Below are 17147 nucleotides of genomic sequence, written 5' to 3' on the forward strand. Positions count from 1 at the left end.
ACGCCTCAACTCACTTTCTTCATCGCGCCGTATGATCTTCTGCTAGCTGTTTTGCCAGTTGACGCGCGACAAACTCCGGACTGTTGGTATGGCGTGCCAGCAACCGGTAAACCACTGGGATCACCAATAAGGTAAAAAAAGTAGCGACCAATATCCCGCTTAACACCACAATGCCTATAACTATGCGGTTTTCGGCTCCGGCGCCGGTTGCTAATATCAGCGGAACGGCACCCGCTGCCGTGGTAATGGCCGTCATAAGTATCGGCCTTAATCGTGCTGCTGAAGCATCAATGATCGCAAGCTCGAACTCGACGCCCTGATCGCGAAGTTGATTGGCAAACTCAACGATTAAAATACCGTTTTTAGCCGCCAGCCCGACGAGCATGATGATACCGATCTGCGAGTAAATATTGAGGCTCTGATCGGTAAAATAGAGCCCCAGCAAAGCACCAAACGTCGCCAATGGCACGGTAAGCATAATCACCAGAGGATGGATGTAACTCTCAAACTGGGCAGCCAGTACCAGAAACACAACGACCAGAGCTAAGCTAAAGACAAAAAGAACGGAATGGCTTGAATCCTGATGATCCTGGGAGGCGCCTTTATAATTCACCACTGCATCTGCCGGGAGGAGTTTTCTCACCAAGTCATTTAAGTAATCGAGCCCCTGGCCCAGGGTATAATTTTCAGCAAGATTCGCCTCAATGGTAATAGCACGAACCCGGTTATAACGGTTTAGCTGAGGCGCATCCGCAAACTCCTCTACGGTTACCAGGCTTGAAAGTGGAATAAGTGTATTGGTCCTGTCAGAGCGGACATAGAGATTGCTCAGATCTGCCGCGGTATTTTGCCTCTCCCGCTGGCCCTCGATAACAACATCATACTCCTCGCCACGCTGTTCAAACGTTGTCACCAATCGCGAGCCCAGCATCGATTCTAACGTTTGCCCGATATCCCGAATAGAAACACCTAAATCGCCGGCCCGGTTTCTATCGATAACAACCCGGAGCTGAGGTTTGGTTTCCTTGTAGTCGTGATCAATCCCTTCTAATCCGGGATTATTACCGGCTTCATCGACAATAATATCCCGCCACCGGGCAAGCTCTTCATAACTCCCACCACCGATCACAAACTGTACCGGTTTACCCACCCCACGCCCGAAAGGCTGACGCATGACCGGGAAGGCCCTGACACCAGCCAGATCAGATAACTTTTTCTGGATATCGCTGATAATCGCGAACGCACTCCTGCGTTTTTCCCAGTCTTCCAATACAACGATAGCAAATCCGCCCGAGAAATCTTCGATCCGTCCCCAGCCTCGCGGGGCCCGGATCAATAAACGCTGCACCTCACCGGCTTTCACCAATGGCATCAGCCTGTACTCAATTTCGTTGATATAAGGCTGCATAAACTCATAGCTTGCCCCCTGCGGGCCATTGATAATAATAAACATCGCCCCGCGATCTTCTTTCGGGGCAAACTCAGAAGGTATTCTGCTTGCGAGCAAGCCGCTGCCAATCAGAGCCATAACCAAAATAGCCAAGACCAGATACGGTCTTTTCAGCCAGTTATCCAGCGACAAACGATAAAATCGAGTGATGTACGCTAAAATGCCGCCAATTTTTTTCACCAGCCAAGACTCGTACTCAACCGGCCGCATCACCTTTGAGCCCATCATCGGGCTCAGGGTCAGTGCCACCAAGGAGGATAAAATCACCGCAGTACTGATAGTGATGGAGAATTCCCGGAACAATTTACCTAAATCCCCCTCAAGAAAACCTATCGGCAAGAACACCGACACCAGTACTACCGTAGTTGCAACAATGGCAAAACCGACCTGACGCGCCCCGAGAAATGCAGCTTTCAACGGTGGTTCACCCAGCTCTATTCGCCGCTGAATGTTCTCCAGCATAACAATCGCGTCATCAACCACGATACCAATCGCCAGGATCAGAGCCAGCAAGGTTAATAAGTTGATGGTATAACCCAAGGCGTAGAGCACAATAAAGGTGCCGATCAGCGAGACAGGGACGGTCAATGCCGGGATAAGCATGGCGCGGACGCTGCCAAGGAACAGGTAGATAACAATAACAACCAGCAGCAGCGCAATGAAAAGTGTTTTAAACACTTCATCGATAGAAGCCTGAATAAAGACCGAGGAATCGTAGGAACGCTTGATCTCCATCCCCTCAGGCAAGGTGGGGTTGAGTTTATCAACCAGTGCGTTGACGGCCCGGGCCACTGCAAGCGTATTAGCGGTCGACTGACGGTTGACCCCCAGCCCAATCATATCCTGCGTATTACCACGAAACGCAATCCGCTCCTCTTCTGCCGCCAGCCCCACCCTGGCCACATCGCCCAGACGGATAAGGTAACCATCCGAGCCAGCACTGATCACGAGCTGGGAAAAGTCCTCGGGCTCGATAAAGCTGCGCTGGGTACGGATTGAAAACTGGCGATTCTCTGATTCAAGGGATCCCGCTGGCAACTCCACATTATCGGCCCGCAAGGCATCTTCAACGTCGGTTACCGTTAGCCCCCTTGCGGCGAGTTTTTGTCTGTCGATCCAGATCCTCAATGCATACGTTTTCCCCCCGCCGATACGGATGTTGGCAACACCGTCAATAACAGAAAACCGATCAACCAGATAACGGCTGGCATAATCGGTCAACGCCAGCGTATCCATTCGATCCGACACCAGATTGAGCCACATAATCACTTCAGAGCTGCCTGACGCCTTTTGTACTTCCGGCGGCTCTGCTTCATCGGGTAAATTGTTTAAGATCCCGGAAATCCGATCACGGACATCGTTGGCTGCGGCATCAATATCCCGACCGATACCAAATTCCAACGTAACGGATGAACGACCATCGCGGCTTTGCGAGCTGATATTGCGGATCCCTTCCAGACCGGAGATCCGGTCTTCAACCAACTGGGTAATACGGCTTTCAACAATTGCCGCTGACGCACCACGATAATTGGTAGATACGGTCACAATAGGCGGATCAATATTCGGGTATTCACGCAGCGGCAGCTTGTCATAGGCGATCAAGCCAAAGGCGATCAACAGCAGGCTGATCACAGAACCAAAAACAGGCCGTTTAACAGAGAGATCCGTCAGCAGCATCAGCTCGCCTCCTGATAGCTAAAACGTTCGCTCATCCGTGTTTCGACCTTTTGCCCCGGACGTACTTTTTGTATACCCCGGGTAATGATCTGTTCCCCTTCGACGACACCGCTCAGAATTTCAGCTTCTCCCCGGGTACGAAATCCGACTTCAACTTTGCGCTGCTCCACCACATTGTTGTTAACCACAAAAAGAAAACTGTCTCGCTGCCGCGGCACTATGGCTTCTTCGGGCACAACTAATCCGTTGCGCTGCTCAACGATAAGCCTTAATGTCATCAGCATGCCCGGACGCAGTTTCAGCTGAGGGTTTTCAATCTCAGCACGAACCACTATCGCCCGGGTTTGCGGATTCACCCTGCTATCAATAGCGGTAACCATTCCGACAAAGGGCTGCAAGGGGAAGGCCGCAGCTTCCCCTTCGATACTGGATCCCAGCCTTAGTTCACCGACAAACTGCTCCGGAATGGTGAAATCGAGTTTTACTTTATCCAGCGCATCTAACGTCGTGACCACAATCCCGGGGGTGAGCAAGGCACCCGGGCTGATCTGACGGAAGCCGAGCAAACCGGAAAAGGGCGCCTGAATAAACCTTGCATCCAGTTCCGCCTGATTCTGGGCCAGAATGGCCCGGGCAACGTCAATGCTGGTTAACAGTTTATCCAGCTCCGAACTCGCAATCGTATTGCGTTTTACCAACCCTTCAATGCGTTTATATTCCCGTTGTTGCTCCTTGAGGTTGGCTCTTGCCGCGCGAACTTTGGCTTTTTGTTCTCCTGAACGTAAGGTCACCAGCAAATCCCCGGCGTTAACTTGTTGCCCGTCTGAAAAATGAACCTGCTCAACTTTTTCCGTCACCTTGACAGACACCACCACAGACTCACGGGCCTTAACCGTTCCCAATGCCTCCACTTCCCTGCGCACATTTTGCAACACCACCGTGCTGACAATGACACTGGGAGTGCTGCTGCGCCTCGCCTGAGCACCCTCATCACGGCCCTGCTCTTTGTACCAGACTCCGGTGGCCAAACCTGCCAGCAAAACGATGCCTGTGATCAAGGTTATTTTCATTGTCCTGCCTTAGTCATGGTTACGGTGCGGTCAGCGCCAATGTGTTTTTAAGTATAGTTCTGCCGTATTTCACTGAAATATTACTGATACCACTGAAGTTTAGGACAATAAAAAGAGTGTTCTATCGCAATAACGAATCTGGTTCCTACTGACAATTCACCTAGCAGATATAGATCTCAGATTTTGCCAAATCACGTTCAAAGTAAAAAAGTATTGTTAGACGTGCCCCGCAAGCACGGTGACGAGATCAACGCCATCGTTTACCTTCGCCGCTTAAGCGTCGTAGCGTAGATAATATTTTTGCGGAGAAATCCTTTGAAATTGTCGCAGCTCTCCATCGCTATCACGCTAATCCTCTACCCAATCAACCAGTCACTGGCTGCATCGCCATTAGTCATGCAAGCGCAGAATTTTGACCCAACTAAATTTGAGCCGGAGAAAACGGAAAATACTGCAGAGAGTCAGAATGAAATCACCGATTACCTGATCAGCGAAAAGCTCGATGGCATTCGTGCCTACTGGACAGGAAAAGCGCTACTGACTCGAACCGGAAAGGCAATCGCCGCGCCAGAATGGTTTACCGCACCTCTGCCTGACATGCCGTTAGATGGCGAGCTATGGGTTGGGCGAGGCAAGTTTCAGCAAGTCGCACAAACGGTATTGGATCAGTTTCCAGATGACAGAGCCTGGCGATCTATTCGCTATATGATCTTTGATTTGCCCGAAAGTAAAGCCAACTTTGAGCACCGATATCAACACTTAACCCATCAAATCAACACGATTAAACCCAAACACATTCAAGTCATTGAACAACGCCGCATCGCAAGCTTTATCCGTTTGGAAGACTGGCTACAACAAGTTGATGAAGAGAACGGTGAAGGGTTAATGCTTCATCACCGCGGTAATTTTTATCAGGCAGGACGTTCCGATCAACTACTGAAACTAAAAAGGTACCAGGATGCTGAAGCCGTCGTTATCGGCTACGAAGAGGGTAACGGTAAATTCAAAGGAATAATGGGATCGATGTGGGTCTTAACATCAGATAAGATCAAATTCAAAATTGGTACCGGATTTAACCAATACGATCGTGAAAACCCTCCGCAATTGGGTACAACCGTGACCTACCGATATAACGGATACACTGACAGTGGGATCCCCCGTTTTGCTCGCTTTATCAGAACCAGAACAAATCCGGATATCTGACAACCCGTATTATTAATGACCTTGAAATAGCATCGACGCCCTAATATGGCGTCGACACTCTCGCCACCTCGAAAAATACGCCGTCATAATCGGGCAAAAAACCACATATATTCAGTATTATTCTTCAAACATACCGCGAAACTCTTTTCAAAAGCCACATTTTCGTCTGTATTCGACGCCATATTGATTGCTTAATTATTACCGCAGGCAGAATCTAACAATTTAGTTACACTTAAATCATCGGGTTATACCAAGACTTATCGCTGGACACTGTGGCGCATGCGTGAAATGAAGTATCGCATTATCCATATCCATTTTCAGAACAGCACTTCCGTACATTGATTCATCTGGAGATCATCACAACAGCAAGAAAGGATAGTGAAGTACTCGGCCACATAGCTCTCGGTATCACCTCTCAGCGTTTACATGATTTGCCGCCTCCCCTATTGGAGACAGCAACAGAAGGAGCTTGAGATGAATGTTCAGGCCTTACCCATGCATCGATTCATTGATCATCATGGCAACCCTGTCGGTCAACTTCCCGCATGGGCCGATCAGTCAACATTGAAAGGGTTTTACTGCGATATGGTATTAACCCGGGTTTACGATAATAAAGCGATCGCACTACAACGTACCGGTAAGTTAGGTACCTATCCTTCACACCTCGGGGCCGAAGCCATTGGTATTGCCGTTGGGCGGGCGCTAAAAACGGATGATATTTTTATCCCCTACTATCGCGATATGCCTGCCATGTGGGCGCGCGGTATTGCAATGGAAAAGAACCTGCAATACTGGGGCGGCGACGAAAGAGGCAGTGATTTCTTTTTTGACGACAGGCACTGCCGCGATTTACCTTTTTGCGTGCCGATTGCAACCCAGTGTACTCATGCCGTAGGGGTCGCTTCTGCGTTGAAAATAGCCGGCGGCCACCACGCGGCCCTGGTAACCTGCGGAGATGGCGCAACCTCGAAAGGTGACTTTCTCGAATCCATCAATTGCGCCGGTAGCTGGAATATCCCGCTAGTCTTTGTGGTCAATAACAATCAGTGGGCCATTTCTGTGCCTCGCCGTTTGCAATGCGCCGCTGAATTTCTGTCTGACAAAGCAAAAGGGGCGGGTATTCCCGGTATCACCGTTGATGGTAATGATGTGATCGCGATGTACGACACCATCGTATCGAGCTTGGATCGCGCCAGAAAAGGCAAAGGCGCGACATTAATTGAAGCCGTCAGTTACCGGCTCAGCGACCACACCACTGCCGATGATGCCAGCCGCTATCGCAGTGACGAGGAACTCCGTCAAGCATGGGAATTCGACCCGATTCAGCGCCTGAAAACATACCTGACAAACCAAAACTACTGGTCCGAACAAGAAGAAGAACAATGGCATGAGCACTGCCGCGATGTGGTTGAACAAAGCGTCGAGCGCTATCTCAATACGCCGGTACAGGCACCTGAAACGGCCTTCGATTATCTCTATGAGTCTTCCGATAGTGAACTCAATGAACAGCGCGAAGCATTAATCAATAAAGCAACCCGGATGCAAGGAGCCAAACATGGCTGAGATCACTCTACTCGAAGCAGTAAACCTTGCCTTACACCATGAAATGGCCAATGACCCGAATGTGGTTGTTTTAGGGGAAGACGTCGGTGATAACGGTGGTGTTTTCCGCGCCACCGTCGGGCTCAAAGATAAGTTTGGCTGTAAGCGCGTTATTGATTCCCCGTTAGCGGAAGCACTGATTGGTGGCATAACTGTCGGGATGGCAACCCAAGGATTACGTCCGGTTGCCGAGTTTCAATTCCAGGGCTTTGTCTTTCCGGCCATGGAGCACTTAGCCTGCCATGCAGCCCGTATGCGTAACCGAACCCGAGGTCGGCTTACCTGCCCCGCCGTTTTTCGTGCTCCATTTGGCGGGGGTATCCATGCTCCGGAACACCACTCTGAAAGCGTTGAAGCCCTGTTTGCCCATATTCCCGGCTTGAAAGTTGTTATCCCGTCTTCCCCACAAAGGGCCTACGGTTTATTGCTTGCTTCCATTCGCTGCAATGATCCGGTGATGTTTTTTGAACCCAAGCGGATTTACCGTACCGTGAAGTCAGATGTTGTTGATAATGGCGAAACCTTACCGCTCGATACCTGCTTTACCCTACGTAAAGGCCGAGATCTGACTCTGGTCACTTGGGGGGCCTGTGTGATTGAATCGCTGCAAGCCGCCACAACGCTGGCTGAGCAAGGTATTGAAGTGGAAGTGATCGATCTCGCCAGCATCAAACCCATTGATATGAAAACCATTATTACGTCACTGGAAAAAACCGGTCGCCTGCTTGTCGTACATGAAGCCTGTAAGACCTGCGGTGTCGGGGCGGAGATCGTTGCCCGTACCGCTGAACATGCCATGTACCTGTTAAAAGCGCCGCCGAAACGCATCACGGGGCCGGATACTGTGATGCCTTATTACCGTAATGAAGACTTTTTCATGATACAGGAAAGTGACATTGTTCTTGCAGCCAGCGAGCTGGTGGAGAAGTGGAAATGAAGTCATTTACATTACCCGACCTCGGTGAGGGGTTAGCCGAATCTGAAATTGTTGAATGGCACGTTAACATCGGCGATAGCGTTGAGGTTGATCAGGTCATACTCACTGTTGAAACGGCGAAAGCCACCGTCGAAGTACCTTCACCTTACTGCGGAAAAGTCGTCGCGCGTTATGGTAACGAAGGAGATGTCATCAGCATTGGCAGTTTATTGCTGGAATTTGAAGAACAGAACGAAACCGAAAAACCAGTATACAAACAAGCGGATGCCGCCACGGTTGTCGGCAATGTCTCGCAACAGGAACATCATGTAAATGTAGATGAATTTTGGATCGGTAGTGATCAAGCGGACAAGCCAGAGCATATGATCACCGCCATGCCTTCTACCCGTTTGCTGGCCCGGCAACTTGGCGTCGATCTTAACGATATTCAAGGCAGCGGCCCCGACGGATTAATTCTTGATACTGATGTCTATAACCAGTGTGACAAGCCGCAACCAGAGAAAGGAGAACTAAAAGAGGCAGAAGTATTAAAAGGGGCACGCCGGACCATGGTGACCACCATGACGGAAGCCCACCACAATGTCGCAGCCGTCACGATTACCGAAGAAGCGATATTGGCTGAATGGCCTGACAACGAAGACATTTCAATCCGTTTAGTACAAGCTATTGTCGATGCCTGCCAGCAAGAGCCGGCGCTTAATACCTGGTTTGATCCGGAGGCCATGACTCGCTGCGTTCACAATACGGTCAATCTTGGTATTGCCGTTGATAGCAAACATGGCCTTTATGTCCCAGTATTGCGTCATGCTGATGAGTTTAGCCCGGATGGTATTCGCCAGTGGCTTGATAAAACCGTCGCCAGTATTAAAGAGCGAAAAATTGGGCGGGAGCAGCTACAGCACGCGACGATCACTCTTTCTAACTTTGGCGCGATTGCAGGGATCTACGCAACCCCTGTTGTTTCTCCGCCACAGGTCGCGATTGTCGGTGCCGGCCGAATTATCGAGAAAATAATCATGAGGGATTGTCAGCCGGTAGCTGTAAAGGCCATGCCGTTATCCGTAACCTTCGACCACCGGGTCTGTACCGGCGGCGAGGCCGCACGGTTTATTCGCGCCCTCGTCCTTCATTTGCAGCAAGCGACGGCTTGATTATAGGTAACCGCACAATAAGCGGCTGATTGGGCCGCTTTTTGCAATCAACGATAAATGGCGAACGATTAACCGAAATTCCTCGCTCTGCCAGCATGTCGCTGAGGTTGGCATATTCTGTATGCCAAATTTTACCCCTCTTGGTTTCCGTTGCTCGGTCACAAGCCGTCTTGGTCTCAGAATCATAGCAATCCCACATATCTGGATTAGTGGTTTGTGAGTAACCGTCGTACCCCCACTTTCCGTTAATATTAAAGTTAGTTGCTTCAACATAAGCAATAGGTATTCCGGCACAAGCAAATCCAGCGTGATCCGACCATGATCCCGTCTCTCCTTCTGGATAGCCATCAAGTGCTGGATGGATAATATATTTTTCATCATCACCATTTACATCTATCGAAGCTTGTAACATAGCATCACGGAATGATGTTTCTTTTGTGTAATTGGTTTCTGTGAGGCCTATAGATTCACACTCTGACTTATATTCCACATAATCAGATCATCACGGTGATCATAACTCATAGAGTGACTTTGCGACAAAACCCCCGATTAGGTGATATTGCCTAAAAACATGGACTATATTGAAGTTGGTAAAATCCCTCATTTTACCAAAAGTTCATTATATAAATTAGAGGTGACAGTATATTTTTACAAGGTGTCGTGATTTTATAGAGAATCAAGCGATGCTAATTACACGCGTTCTTAGTTTGGAGTGTAATTGGCTTTGTAATTTCAGCGTTTGCTCGTTTTATTGTGGAGTTAAGTCACACGGACAGTTGACTGCAGAAAAATGGACTGATGAAAATAATCAAACGGAGAAAACCATGAGCAAGAAAGAACTGTATAAACAGAAAATGCAGGCCCAGTTGGACGAATGGGAAGCAGAGGTTGACAGCTTCAAGGCTAAGGCATCTGGAGCTAGTGCCGATACACAACTTGAGTTAATCAAGAAGATCAATGCACTGAAAGGTAAAATAGAGCAAGGAAAGGCTAAGCTTGCTGAAGTTGCAGAAGCTAGCGATGATGCGTGGGAGTCAATCAAAGGGGGTGTCGATTCCGCGATGGATTCACTAAAGGCTGCTGTTAATGACGCAAAAGCGAAGTTAAAAGGCTAGTTCTGCCTATACATAAGCGGCTGATTGGGCCGCTTATTGCAATCTTCAAGATTATACCGAGCGTTTCGTCATCCTCAATCTGACACTCTGCGGCATACGATATGATGCAGTCGGTCAATCATAGGAACAACTTCTGGTAATCACAAACAAGGAATGGGACAAGAACTTGTTAAAATCTTTGCCCTAATCCTGATAACTAATGTATCGCAAACTAGCATTAACAGCCTATGAATGAGTTTCAACCCTATTAAGCTATGTTGAGCTAAATGACAGATTGCCTAATCCACATTATCGATTGGATTTGAAGAACTCAAATACTTACAACGCCTCAATTAGTTCCGGCACAACTTCAAACAGATCCCCCACCAGACCATAATCTGCAATTTGGAAAATCGGGGCGTCAGGATCGCTATTAATCGCGACAATAACTTTAGAGTCTTTCATCCCAGCCAAATGCTGAATAGCGCCGGAGATCCCCACTGCGATATAAAGATCAGGTGCGACAATTTTACCTGTTTGACCCACTTGCAGATCATTTGATACAAACCCGGCATCGACAGCGGCACGCGAGGCGCCAATTGCCCCGCCCAGCTTATCTGCCAGTTTTTCAATTAATGCGAAGCCCTCTTTATCACCGAGACCACGGCCACCCGAAACGACCACCCGAGCTGCCGGTAATTCAGGTCGTACACTTTCAGCTATCTGTTGCTCCACAAACACTGATATTTCAGTAGGGATCACCCGATCCAATGCGGTGATCGGCGAAGACTCGCTTCCGGCTTCAACAGCATCAAACGCGGCGCTACGAATCGTCAGCACCTTGATTGGATCAAACGATTTTACTCTTGCCAACGCATTGCAGGCATAAATGGGTCTGATCACAATATCTTCCGATTCAATACCAATCACATCCGACAATTGCCCGACATCCAGCATCGCTGCGACACGTGGCATCAGGTTTTTGCCAAACGTTGTTGCGGCAGCCAGAATATGCGAATAATCACCGCCAATATCGGCCGCTAACACGGATAAGTTTTCAGCCAACGGGTGTTGATAAACCTCATCATCTGCCAGCATGACGTTATCAACGCCATTAAGCGTGCTGGCTTCTCGGGCAACTGACTGACAATGAAAGCCTGCCACCAGCATCGTTATCTCGCCGCCTATCGATTTGGCGGCACTGACCGTTTTCAATGTCTCGGCAGCAAGGGACTGGTTATCATGTTCAGCCACGATTAATGTCGAGAGGGTTGAATTTCTCATCAGATCACCTTGGCTTCATTTTTTAATTTATCGACTAGCTCTGATACCGATGCAACCATCACGCCGGCGTTACGTACCGGTGGTGAGGTGATTTCGAGCACTTCCTGATGCTGAACAATCTCAACACCTAACTCGTCCGGTGTTTTAACATCCATCGGCTTACGTTTGGCTTTCATAATATTGGGCAGCGAGGCATATCTCGGCTCATTCAGACGTAAATCAGTACTGATAATGGCAGGCAAGATCAATTTAACGGTTTCAAGCCCGCCATCGATTTCACGGGTGACTGAAACCGTATTGCCTTCAATCATCACTTTAGATGCAAATGTGCCCTGCGGACGTTGAGTGATGGCCGCAAGCATTTGCGCTACCTGATTATTGTCGGTGTCGATGGACTGCTTTCCGAGCAATACTAAGCCGGGTTGCTCAATTGCCATGACAGATTGAAGTAATTTGGCAACAGTAAGAGGTTCGAGGCTGGACGTGGTATCGGTAGAGCCGTTAGCAATAGTGCTTGTATCAATATGAATCGCACGATCAGCCCCCAATGCTAAAGCTGTTCGCAGTTGCTCCTGACAGACAAGATCACCTGCAGAAACGACAATCACTTCATCAGCATGGCCGGCTTCTTTCAGTCTTATAGCCTCTTCAACGGCTATCTCACAAAATGGGTTCATTGTCATTTTGACATGGTTTGTTTCAACACCAGAACCATCGCTTTTGATTCTTATTTTCACATAAGGATCAATCACACGCTTTATCGCAACTAATACTTTCACAACGCTTTCCTTTTTATTGGGCGCTTTTCGCGTAAGCCTTAATGCCTTGAAGTGTGAGGAGGTTATATCCTTTGAGCCTAGTTTAATTTACGTTTACGTCAACTGGACTATATTTAGCACTATGTCCTTCATGTAGGATCTGGTTTACAGCATGAATAGAGAATATATGGAATTCGATGTTGTCGTTGTGGGTGCAGGACCCGCAGGGTTGGCAACGGCCTGTCGGCTGGCTCAGCTAGCTAAACAACATCAGCAAGACTTCACTATCTGCGTGGTCGAAAAAGGCGCTGAAGTCGGGGCTCATATTCTCTCCGGGGCGGTTTTCGAAACCAGAGCGTTAGACGAACTCTTTCCTGACTGGGAAGATCTCGCGGCCCCGCTCGATACTCCAGTGACAGACGATCAGTTTTGCTATTTAGCCAACAGGTTCAATCATTTTAATGTTCTCCACGCCCTGCGGCCCAATACACTGAAGAACGCGGGCAATTACGTGATCAGCCTTGCGAACCTGTGCCGCTGGCTGGCACAACAAGCTGAGCAGCTGGGTGTAGAAATATACCCCGGCTTTGCCGCATCGCGCCTCCGTTACAATGAGAATGGAGCGGTAACAGGCATTGTCACATCAGACATGGGATTAGATAAACAAGGGCAACAGAAAGCAAACTTTGAAGCGGGTATCGAATTAAAAGCCAAATACACGGTCTTTGCCGAAGGCTCCCGCGGGCATCTCGGCAAACAGCTCATAGCCACGTTCCAGCTCGATCAGGGCAAGCAACCGCAGCATTATGCCTTGGGCTTAAAAGAGTTGTGGGAAATACCGCCAGATCACCACCGGCCAGGTTTGGTGATCCACGGCGTCGGCTGGCCGCTAAGTGAAACGGGGACGACCGGCGGCAGCTTTCTCTACCATTTGGAGCATAACCAAGTTGCCGTGGGGTTAATCGTCGACCTCAATTACGCCAACCCTTACCTGAGCCCTTTCGATGAATTCCAGCGTCTGAAGCACCACCCTAAATTCAGCACCTACCTCAAGGGCGGCCAACGCATTGCTTACGGAGCGAGGGCGATTTCAAAAGGCGGGTTATCCTCTTTACCCAAGCAGCAATTCGCCGGTGGATTACTGATTGGCTGTGATGCCGGAACCTTAAACTTCGCCAAAATTAAAGGCAGCCACACGGCCATGAAATCGGGCATGTTGGCAGCTGAAGCTATTTTTGACGAATTACAGCAAGGGAACAGCCAAACCGAACCGGACTATCAACGCCGGTTTAACGATTCCTGGTTATATCAGGAGCTCAATGAATCCCGCAACTTCGGCGCTCAAATTCATCTGTTTGGTGAGCTTGTCGGTGGGGCACTGGCGACACTGGAACATAATCTTCTTCATCACCGGGTGCCATGGACGTTCAAAGACAAACTGGCCGATCACCTGTGTCTTAAACCTATCGATCAATACAAGCCGCTCATTTATCCTAAGCCCGATGGCATCTTAAGTTTTGATAAACCCTCATCGGTTTATTTATCGGCGACACGCCATGAAGAGGACCAACCCTGCCACCTGCTGTTAGCCGATGAGCAGCTCCCAGTCAGGAACCATCTTCCACTCTATGACGAACCCAGCCAGCGCTATTGTCCTGCAGGAGTCTATGAGATAGTCACCATAAATGGGCAACCCATACACCAGATCAATGCGGCAAACTGCATACATTGCAAAGCCTGTGATATCAAAGATCCCTCTCAGAATATTACCTGGGTTTGCCCTGAAGGCGGCGGCGGGCCAAATTATCCGAATATGTGATGGCGGATTCTATTTACACTCAGCGTCAATCCAGCTGAGATAACCGTTAGATCCGTTGGTGATCGGAAGTTGTACAATTTCCGGGGTTTCATAGTCATGATTGGCAATAATATCCGCTTCCACCTCAGGATAAAGTCGCTTTTTAGTTTTGATCAGTACCAGTTTCTCCCGATCACAACAGCTCTCATCTTTCCAATGGTAGTAACTGAGTACCTCCTGCACCTGAATACACGCCGCCAGACGTTTTTCAAGCAGTGAATCGATGATCTTTTTTCCGGTCGACTCATCAGTAAACGTTGTCATCACCATACAATAGTTATGTTCAAACATTTCATTGCCCCGCACTTATCCGTTTCCTGTTAAGTATAGGTTTGGCTATCTAACAATAGAAAGGGAGCAATTCCGCTCCCTTCATTTTTCTTCCTGCAAACAGGAGCTCGCGACTAGCCCGGAGTAACAATCACACCTAGCGGTTCCAGCAATTGTTCCTGCTGCCAGTCACATATCGTGACACCTTTTAAGTTTACGCGCCGGGGATCTAGCCCCGTCAGGTCGACGTGGCATAAATTACACTCTTCAATTACAAACTGCCCCCAGATATCTGCCGAAAATTCACACCGAGTGAGATCTGACCCTTTGAGCGAAGCACCCATCAAGTTAGTCCCATTCCAGCGGTTTTCGAACAGGTCACATTTTTCTAAACGTTGATTCTCAAGATTGGCATAAGACAGATTGCAACCGGTGATATAAGCAGAACAAAAATACGTATTCTGCGTGATGTAATTGGCAAAATTTGCCAGGGTGAAATTCGCACCTTTAAGGTTGCAGGTTCTGAATTCGATACCAAAACATTGCGCGCCTTTAAAATCAGCCATGCTCAAATCGCAGTCTTTGAAACTGGCATCTTTTAACTTAGCGTATTCAAACTGGCAGCCTTCAAGCTCGCCACGTTCAATGAACTGACAGTCGATAAATTCAGCCTCGGTAAGATCTGCCCGGGTGAAGTTACAACGGAAAAATTTACATTGCTTAAAAACGGAAAACTGCAGGTTTTTGTTCGAAAAATCCTGTCCTGAATATGTTTGATTTGTAATCATCATTTACTGCTTTTGGCTGCCCAAGTTAGGGGAAGATTACCGCTAAAACCCGCTCAAAATCCAGCAATAAATACCATAAAAACAGAATTAAACTAACAGCTTACAATCCCCCCTTTAAAGGCACCAAATAAGCCCGCAGCTGAGAAAACAAAATAAATCGAGATAGCCAGACAGCTTTATAACTTGCCGCTGCCTAAGGGGGCTTTTGCCCGCATATATGATGCTTGAGCGAAATAGCCCCAAACAGACCCTTAATGGTTGAAACATAGACAGGCCTGTTACTACCCCGGGGGCCGGCGCTACATCCGCATCCCTCCGTCAATTTCCAGTACCCGCCCCGTAAAATAATCACTTTCAATAATAAATTTCACTGCATGAGCGATTTCAGTGGCTTCACCGATGCGTCCAACCGGCACCATTTTTTCCAACCGTTCCATAGCTTCGGGTTTTAACTGTTCAGCCATTGCCGTTCGCACAATGCCTGGGGCGACAGCCGCGGCCCGAATACCATATCGACTCAGCTCTTTTGCCCAACACACCGCCATGGTCGCAACGGCCGCTTTTGATGCGGAATAGTTGGTCTGGCCAATATTACCGGCCCGCGCAACGCTGGAAATATTGATAATCACGCCTTTTCGCGCGGTAAGAATCATTTTTGCTGCTGCTTCGCGACCGCATAAAAAAGTCCCCGTGACATTCACATTCATGACGGTATTAAATTGTTCCAGCGACATCTTGCTCATCTCGCCATCTTTAACTTTCACCAGTAACCCATCTCGAAGTACACCGGCGTTATTGATCAATCCATCCAGCTGGCCAAAATCGTCAACAATCTGGTTAAAGGTCTGCTCAACGCCCTGCTCACTCGTGATATCCACTTTGTAAATCATGGCCTTGGTGCTGAGCATATGACATTGCTGTTGAGTTTTACGCAACCCCTCTTCATTGACATCTATCAATGCCAACTCGGCACCAGCCTCTGCGAGGGTCACGGCCATCATTTGACCTAACCCCTGCCCAGCTCCTGTTATGGCAATCACGCTCTCTTTGATATCCATCGATTTCCCCCTCCAACTGGTTATTTAGCTTGGTGGCGATAAAACTGAAATAAACTTGAGAAATCCAACTCTTCGTTTCCGTTCGCATTGTGGAAGGCATAAAGGTTTCTGGCTAAGGTCCCCATTGGGATCGCTGATTGGCTTTGAATTGCCGCATCCATTCCTAATCCCAGATCTTTCAGCATCAATTTACCCATAAAGCCAGGCTGGTACTCTTTGCTGGCTGGCACATTGTCGATCACACCGGGGCAAGGATTATAAAGTTCTAGCGCCCAATTACGCCCCGAGCTTTGCAGCATAATGTCTGATAACACTTTCGGATCGAGGCCATTATCTATCCCGAGACTTAATGCCTCACAAGTGCCCGACATTAAAATACCAAGCATCAGGTTATTACAGATCTTTGCCATCTGTCCGTCACCGGCTTTACCTGCATGAAAGATCTTTTTACCGACATACTGCAATACTGTTTGTGCTTTATGAAAGTTCGCTTCGGTTCCGCCGACGATAAATGTCAGCGTTGCGGCTTCAGCACCGGCGACACCGCCGGATACAGGCGCATCAACAAATTCGAGCCCTTTGTTCACGGCTTCATTCGCAATAAGACGTGCAGAGTCGGGATCTATCGTTGAGGAATCAATCAAAAAGGTACCTTTACTGACAAGATTGATCAGCCCCACGCCTCCGTGATGATCGCCGAGATAAACGGCGCGTACATGCACGCCGGTCGGCAACATACTAATAACAGTATCAGCGCCTTTCACCGCTTCTTCTAAGGTGGCTGCAACCATTGCCCCAAAAGGCTCCATTTTCTTTGCAGCCTTTGTATTTATATCAAACACTTGAACATTAAAACCTGCAGAAATCAGGTTTTTCGCCATCGGACTGCCCATGTTACCCAGCCCAATAAATGCAATGGTAGTCATGAAACGCCTCCCCAGTTTGAG

General features: G+C 48.5%; 15 protein-coding genes. 6 read left to right on the forward strand and 9 right to left on the reverse strand.

Annotation, left to right across the window (positions count from 1 at the left end; translation table 11 throughout):
- Positions 1–19: 19 nt before the first annotated feature.
- On the reverse strand, positions 20–3127 hold the full coding sequence (locus R3289_RS11100) for an efflux RND transporter permease subunit (protein WP_318925566.1): 3108 nt from the start codon (positions 3125–3127) through the stop codon (positions 20–22).
- Positions 3127–4197, reverse strand: coding sequence for an efflux RND transporter periplasmic adaptor subunit (locus tag R3289_RS11105; RefSeq protein WP_318925567.1), 1071 nt, complete (start codon positions 4195–4197; stop codon positions 3127–3129). Before R3289_RS11105 ends, R3289_RS11100 begins: the two co-directional genes overlap by 1 nt.
- Positions 4198–4512: 315 nt before the next feature.
- On the opposite strand from R3289_RS11105, the gene R3289_RS11110 reads away from it, so the two are divergent.
- The 4 genes from R3289_RS11110 (at position 4513) to R3289_RS11125 (ending at position 9090) form a co-directional block, all read left to right on the forward strand.
- Positions 4513–5400, forward strand: a complete 888-nt coding sequence (locus tag R3289_RS11110; RefSeq protein WP_318925568.1) for a DNA ligase — start codon at positions 4513–4515, stop codon at positions 5398–5400.
- Positions 5401–5874: 474 nt separating this feature from the next.
- The gene (gene pdhA, locus R3289_RS11115) at positions 5875–6963 is read left to right on the forward strand and encodes a pyruvate dehydrogenase (acetyl-transferring) E1 component subunit alpha (RefSeq protein WP_318925569.1); all 1089 of its coding nucleotides are present in this window, start codon (positions 5875–5877) and stop codon (positions 6961–6963) included.
- Complete coding sequence (locus R3289_RS11120) at positions 6956–7939, forward strand: alpha-ketoacid dehydrogenase subunit beta (RefSeq protein ID WP_318925570.1); 984 nt, start codon at positions 6956–6958, stop codon at positions 7937–7939. The genes pdhA and R3289_RS11120 overlap by 8 nt, the downstream gene beginning before the upstream one ends.
- On the forward strand, positions 7936–9090 hold the full coding sequence (locus R3289_RS11125; protein WP_318925571.1) for a dihydrolipoamide acetyltransferase family protein: 1155 nt from the start codon (positions 7936–7938) through the stop codon (positions 9088–9090). The genes R3289_RS11120 and R3289_RS11125 overlap by 4 nt, the downstream gene beginning before the upstream one ends.
- Here R3289_RS11125 and R3289_RS11130 read toward each other — a convergent pair.
- Entirely contained in the window at positions 9047–9580 is a 534-nt protein-coding gene (locus R3289_RS11130) for a hypothetical protein (protein WP_318925572.1), read from the reverse strand. The genes R3289_RS11125 and R3289_RS11130 overlap by 44 nt on opposite strands.
- Positions 9581–9914: 334 nt before the next feature.
- Here R3289_RS11130 and R3289_RS11135 point away from each other — a divergent pair, with 334 nt between their 5' ends.
- Positions 9915–10205 carry a hypothetical protein gene (locus tag R3289_RS11135; RefSeq protein WP_318925573.1) on the forward strand — a complete coding sequence of 97 codons (291 nt, stop codon included), beginning with the start codon at positions 9915–9917 and terminating at the stop codon, positions 10203–10205.
- 318 nt (positions 10206–10523) lie between these two features.
- On the opposite strand, the gene R3289_RS11140 is transcribed toward R3289_RS11135, so the two are convergent.
- Both R3289_RS11140 and R3289_RS11145 read right to left on the reverse strand, forming a co-directional pair.
- Positions 10524–11468 (reverse strand): electron transfer flavoprotein subunit alpha/FixB family protein, encoded by a 945-nt coding sequence (locus tag R3289_RS11140; protein ID WP_318925574.1) that lies wholly within the window; start codon positions 11466–11468, stop codon positions 10524–10526.
- Positions 11468–12247: an electron transfer flavoprotein subunit beta/FixA family protein gene (locus R3289_RS11145; RefSeq protein WP_318925575.1), complete on the reverse strand. Its 780-nt coding sequence runs from the start codon at positions 12245–12247 to the stop codon at positions 11468–11470. The genes R3289_RS11140 and R3289_RS11145 overlap by 1 nt, the downstream gene beginning before the upstream one ends.
- A gap of 151 nt (positions 12248–12398) precedes the next feature.
- On the opposite strand from R3289_RS11145, the gene R3289_RS11150 reads away from it, so the two are divergent.
- Positions 12399–14045 (forward strand): electron transfer flavoprotein-ubiquinone oxidoreductase, encoded by a 1647-nt coding sequence (locus R3289_RS11150; RefSeq protein ID WP_318925576.1) that lies wholly within the window; start codon positions 12399–12401, stop codon positions 14043–14045.
- Between the two features lie 9 nt (positions 14046–14054).
- On the opposite strand, the gene cutA is transcribed toward R3289_RS11150, so the two are convergent.
- The 4 genes from cutA to mmsB form a co-directional block, all read right to left on the reverse strand.
- Positions 14055–14375 (reverse strand): divalent-cation tolerance protein CutA, encoded by a 321-nt coding sequence (cutA, locus tag R3289_RS11155; protein WP_318925577.1) that lies wholly within the window; start codon positions 14373–14375, stop codon positions 14055–14057.
- A gap of 113 nt (positions 14376–14488) precedes the next feature.
- Positions 14489–15145, reverse strand: a complete 657-nt coding sequence (locus R3289_RS11160; RefSeq protein WP_318925578.1) for a Qnr family pentapeptide repeat protein — start codon at positions 15143–15145, stop codon at positions 14489–14491.
- Between the two features lie 296 nt (positions 15146–15441).
- Positions 15442–16200: an SDR family oxidoreductase gene (locus R3289_RS11165; RefSeq protein ID WP_318925579.1), complete on the reverse strand. Its 759-nt coding sequence runs from the start codon at positions 16198–16200 to the stop codon at positions 15442–15444.
- 20 nt (positions 16201–16220) lie between these two features.
- The gene (mmsB, locus tag R3289_RS11170) at positions 16221–17126 is read right to left on the reverse strand and encodes a 3-hydroxyisobutyrate dehydrogenase (protein ID WP_318925580.1); all 906 of its coding nucleotides are present in this window, start codon (positions 17124–17126) and stop codon (positions 16221–16223) included.
- Between the last annotated feature and the right edge of the window lie 21 nt (positions 17127–17147).

It is taken from the genome of Photobacterium sp. (genome assembly GCF_033720175.1).
Taxonomy (GTDB): Bacteria; Pseudomonadota; Gammaproteobacteria; order Enterobacterales; family Vibrionaceae; genus Photobacterium.